Genomic DNA, 4,874 nt, shown 5'->3' on the forward strand with positions numbered 1-4,874 from the left:
AGGATCGGACGGGCCTCCTCGATCGAGTACTTCTGCATGCCCGCCAGATCGGCGTGGCCCGGACGCGGACGGGTCAGCGCCTCGTTGCGGGCCAGCCCCGCCAGCACCTCGGGATCGACCGGGTCGGCCGACATGACCTGCTCCCACTTCGGCCACTCCGTGTTGCCGACCATGACCGCCACCGGGCTGCCCATGGTCAGGCCGTGCCGGACACCGCCGAGGAACGTCACCTCGTCCCGCTCGAACTTCATCCGCGCGCCACGACCGTAACCGAGCCGGCGACGCGCCAGCGCGTCGGCCACCACGGCGGTGGTGACCGGTACACCAGCGGGCAGGCCCTCCAGCGTCGCGACCAGTGCGGGGCCGTGCGACTCCCCCGCCGTCAGCCAGCGCAACGTACCCAACGGAGCTCCTTCATCAGCGGGCCGGCCCACGGGCCGCCCCGGGCGTGCCTTCTGACCGAATCCTTTCATGTCCCGAGGTCACCCGGGGGCGTGGTCCGCGTGACGGACGGCGACCGGCCGCCCAGCGGGACGGACGGGACCGACCGGGACGAGGGCGTGTCTTTCGGATCAGGCCGGGACAAGCCGGGCGGCGGCCTCGTACCCGCCGCCTCAGCGCCCGGAGAGCGCCTTCTCCCCCGCCTCGCGCATCGCCGCGAGCGGCCCCGGCGTCCGCCCCGTGAAGGCCTCGCTCTGCAGCACCGCCTGGTGCACGAGCAGGTCGAGCCCGCCCAGGACGGTGGCCCCGCGCCCGGCGCACTCGGCCGCCAGCGCCGTCGGCCAGGGGTGGTAGAGCACGTCGAACAGCGCCCCGGGCTCGGCGGGCAGCGCCGCGACGAACCCGTCCGTCGAGCCGACCGGCGTCGTGGAGACGGTGAGCGGCTGCGCCAGCGCCTCGGCACCGCGCTCCCAGTCGGCCGTGCGCACGACGACGCCGAGCCGCTCGCCGAGCTCGGCCATCTCCCGGGCCCGCTCGGCACTGCGCACGTAGACCGTCACCTCGCCGGTGCAGATCTGCGCCAGCGCGGCCAGCGCGGAGGACGCCGTGGCCCCCGCGCCCAGCACCGCCGCGCCGGGCACCTCGGTGATGCCGCGCTCGCGCAGCGCGTTCACCAGGCCGCGGACGTCGGTGTTGTCGCCGGTGCGCCGTCCGTCGGCGGTGAACACCACCGTGTTCACCGCCTCCACCGCGCGCGCCGTCGCGCTGACCTCGTCGAGCAGCGGGATGACCGCCCGCTTCAGCGGCATGGTCAGCGACAGGCCCGCCCACTGCGCCTCGTCCAGCCCGGCGACGAAGCCGGGCAGGGCGGCCTCGTCCAGCTCGAACCGGTCGTAGCGCCAGCCGTCCAGCCCGAGCGCCGCGAAGGCGGCCCGGTGCAGGTCCGGCGAGAGCGAGTGGGCGATCGGCGAGCCGAGGACGGCGGCCCGGTGTTTGGTGGTCAACGCAGCTTCTCCGTGGGCGGGTTACCGGTGCGGGCTACTTGGTGGTGCAGTGGCCGCGGGCCTCGTCGAAGTTCTGGCCGGCCGACTGGCAGTACTCCTTGACGTTGGCGTAGTGCTCCTTGGCCGTCTCGGCGAAGCGGGTCTCGGTCTGGGACATCGCGATGAAGTACAGCCACTTGCCGTCCGCCGGGTGCAGCACCGCGTTGATCGCCTCGTCGCCGGGGTTGGAGATCGGCGTCGGCGGCAGGCCGGGGTTGAGGTAGGTGTTGTACTTGTTGGACGCGTTGTCCATGTCCTGCTTGTTGAGGTCCTTGCGGCCCAGCGAGTACTGCAGCGTGGTGTCCATGCCGAGGCGGTGGTGGGTCTCGGGCTCGTTGGCCAGGCGGTTCTGGATGGTCTTGGCCATCTTCGCGAAGTCCGCCGGGTTGTTGCCCTCGCGCTGCAGGATGCTCGCCTCGATGAGCACCTCGTAGCCGTTCTTCAGCCCCACCGAGGCGGCCTGGCCGTCCAGGTTGGCGTACTTGTCGGTGGCGGTCTTCACCATCTGCTTGAGCAGGTCCTCGGGCTTCATGCCGTCGGCGATGTTGTAGCGCGTCGGCCACAGGAAGCCCTCGACGTTGCCCTGCGCGTACGCGGGCAGCCCGAAGGTGTTGACCTGGGTCTTGGCGACGTTCGCCGTGGTGCCGGGCGCCAGCTTCAGCTTCTCGTCGATCTTGGCGTAGATCTCGGAGGAGTTCTTGCCCTCCGGGAACACGATCGCCGCGCCGCCCGCCTGCGCGAGGAGTTCCTTGAGCGCGTCGGCGGCCGGCATCTCCTTCTTCAGCGTGTAGAAGCCCGGCTGCACGGTCGTGCACTTCGGCTCGGCGTCACAGGCCTTGCTGTACGCGTCGACGCTCTTGACCACGCCGGCGTTCTTGAGCGCGAGGCCGACCTGCGCGCCGACCGCGCCCGGCTTGACCTCGACCTGGACGGAGCCGGTGCCGTCGCCCGCGAAGTCCGGCGGCGGGCCGAAGTGGTCCTTGTAGAAGCCGTAGCCCCACCAGCCGGCCCCGGCCATGGCCCCGACCAGGACGAGGGCGACCACCAGGCAGGCACCGCTGTTGCGGCGGCCCGACTTCTTGCCCTTCTCCTTGCGCTTCTTCTGCGCCTCGCGGGAGACGTCCTCCTCGCCGAGGAAGCCGGCCTGCCCGATCTCGCCGTCCTCCTCGGGGTACGCGCCGTCCCCGTGGTGGCCGTCGTCGGAGTGGCCCTCCTCGAAGTGGTCGTCCCACTCCTCCCCGGCGGGCTCGTGCCCCGCCGCCGGAGCGGCACCGGCCTCCAGCGCGGCGGCCTCGGCCTCCCAGTCGATCCCGTCCGGCCCGGGCCCGGAGACGGGCTCGGCCTGCTGCGGTACGGGCTGCGCCGCCCGCTGCGGAGCCTGGGGCCGCATCTGCTGCGGGGGCGTCTGCTGCTGCACCGGGGCCTGCTGCATCGGGGCCTGCGGCATCTGCTGCTGGTACTGCCCCTGCTGCGGGTGCTGGCCCTGCTGGGGATACTGGCCCTGCTGCTGCGGATACTGCCCCTGTTGCGGGACGCCCTGCTGCGGAAAGCCCTGCTGACCCATCTGCTGCTGGTACTGCCCCTGCTGGGGGTACTGGCCCTGCTGGGGATACTGCCCCTGCTGCTGGTACTGCTCCTGGCCGCCCGGGTAGCCCTGGCCGTACCCCTGCTGCTGGAAGCCCTGCGGGTCCTGGAAACCCTGCTGGCCCATGCCCTGCTGACCCATGCCCTGCTGGGCCATCTGCTGCTGGTACTGCTCCTGCTGCGGGTAGCCCTGCTGGCCCATGTGCTGCTGGGCCGTCTGCTGCCACTGGCCGTCCTGCTGTCCGCCGTAGGCGGGATCACCGGGGTGCCACGGCTCGGCGCCCTGGGGGCCGTAGCCCCGACCCAGATCGGTCATTGATCCCCTTACCCGACGGAGACGACCGGCGGATCGGACCGGCCGCGCGGGACGGCGTCCCGGCTGATTCTCGAACCGGCGTGCTAGCGCAACGCCTGGGAGGAGACGTTACCGTACCGCAGACATACCGCCGTAAAGGCGAAACCTCCGTCAGTGCCCGCCCTGACCTGCCGGGGCTCCGCCCGGCTGGGAGGCCGTCGCCGGGGTGGGCGTGCCGGAGGCCGCGGCCGAGGCGCTCGACTGCGCCGCCCGGTAGGCGTTGAAGTCCGCCACGTTGCGCTGCTGGACGTCGAAGCTGTCGGTGAAGCGGGTGTCGCCCGGCTTCACGGTGACGAAGTACAGCCAGTCGCCGGGTGCCGGGTCCAGCGCGGCCATGACGGCCTGGCGCCCGGGGTTGGAGATCGGCGACGGCGGCAGCCCGGCGTGCAGGTAGGTGTTGTAGGGCGAGTCCAGCCGGGTGTCGGTCACCGTGGTGTTCAGGGTGGAGCGGCCGAGCGCGTAGTTGATCGTCGAGTCGAGCTGGAGCGGCATGTTCCTGGCCAGCCGGTTGTAGATCACCCGCGCGACCTTGCTCATGTCCTCGGAGTTGTCGGCCTCGCCCTGGACCATGCTCGCCACCGTGACCAGGCCGTACAGGCTCTGGCCGAGGGTCTGGGCGACGACGTTGGCGTCGTCCCGGGAGTACTCCTTGCCGGCCCGGTCGACCATCTGCTTCAGCAGGTCGACGGCGGTGGTCCCGTCCGTGACGCTGTACGTCGCGGGGAAGAGGTAGCCCTCCGGGCTGCCGTTGGCGAAGTCCGGCAGGCCCAGCTCGGCGCCCTGCTCCTGCGCGGTGCGCTGGGTGGTGCCGGCCGGGAGGTTCAGCTTCTTGTCGATCGCCGTGAAGATCTGGTAGCCGCGCCAGCCCTCGGGAATGGTGAGGCCGTTGGCGTTGGCCGGGTCGATCAGGATCGCCAGCGCCGCCGCGGCCGACATCTTCTGCTTCAGCGTGTACGTGCCCGGCTGGATCCGCCCGGCCGCCGCCGCGCTGCCCTTGGCCGCCCGGGTGAAGGCCAGCGAGCTGGCGACGACGCCGTTGCGCACCAGCGCCGACGCGATCTGCGACAGGCCCGCGCCCTCCGGTACCGAGACCTGGACGTCCCCGGCGCCCTGCCCCGCGTAGTCGGCGGCGGCCGGCGGCTTGCGCTGGCCCTGCACCCAGGTCCACCCGGCCAGCCCGGCCCCGCCGAAGACGGCCACCAGGGCGAGCGCGGTGAGCCCGCAGGCCAGTCCGTTACGCCATCGGTGGGGATCCGGTGCATCGGGGCGCGGACGGGGCGCGCCCGGCGGACGGCCCTCCGGTTCCAGCACCGGCGCACCGAGATGGCCGGGCGTGAGACCCGGGTGGAAGTCCTGGTCGGTCATGGCGCGCGCCCCCTCGTCGGTCCCGGAAGAAACGAGAGGGGTCGGGGGGGGGCGGGCGGGCGCGCCCCCGCCCCGCCCCCCAGTAT

At 72.4% G+C, this 4,874-nt stretch carries 4 protein-coding genes; all 4 read right to left on the reverse strand.

Features of this window, described 5'->3' with window-relative positions:
• Window positions 1-404, reverse strand: a 404-nt coding sequence (locus ACFV4G_RS08700) for a chorismate synthase (RefSeq protein ID WP_380437963.1), incomplete at its 3' end; no start/stop codon positions are given.
• 210 nt (window positions 405-614) lie between these two features.
• Window positions 615-1,445, reverse strand: a complete 831-nt coding sequence (locus ACFV4G_RS08705) for a shikimate dehydrogenase (protein ID WP_380437965.1) — start codon at window positions 1,443-1,445, stop codon at window positions 615-617.
• A 34-nt stretch (window positions 1,446-1,479) separates the two neighbouring features.
• Complete coding sequence (gene mltG / locus ACFV4G_RS08710; RefSeq protein WP_380437967.1) at window positions 1,480-3,384, reverse strand: endolytic transglycosylase MltG; 1,905 nt, start codon at window positions 3,382-3,384, stop codon at window positions 1,480-1,482.
• A 150-nt stretch (window positions 3,385-3,534) separates the two neighbouring features.
• Window positions 3,535-4,788: an endolytic transglycosylase MltG gene (gene mltG / locus ACFV4G_RS08715; RefSeq protein WP_380437969.1), complete on the reverse strand. Its 1,254-nt coding sequence runs from the start codon at window positions 4,786-4,788 to the stop codon at window positions 3,535-3,537.
• Between the last annotated feature and the right edge of the window lie 86 nt (window positions 4,789-4,874).

The sequence above is a fragment of the Kitasatospora sp. NPDC059747 genome, assembly GCF_042732955.1.
Taxonomy (GTDB): domain Bacteria; phylum Actinomycetota; class Actinomycetes; order Streptomycetales; family Streptomycetaceae; genus Kitasatospora.

Excerpts from the sequence above, each read along its gene's own strand:
- mltG (WP_380437967.1), bottom strand. The coding sequence starts at position 3,384 with ATGACCGATCTGGGTCGGGGCTACGGCCCCCAGGGCGCCGAGCCGTGG.
- mltG (WP_380437969.1), bottom strand. The coding sequence starts at position 4,788 with ATGACCGACCAGGACTTCCACCCGGGTCTCACGCCCGGCCATCTCGGT.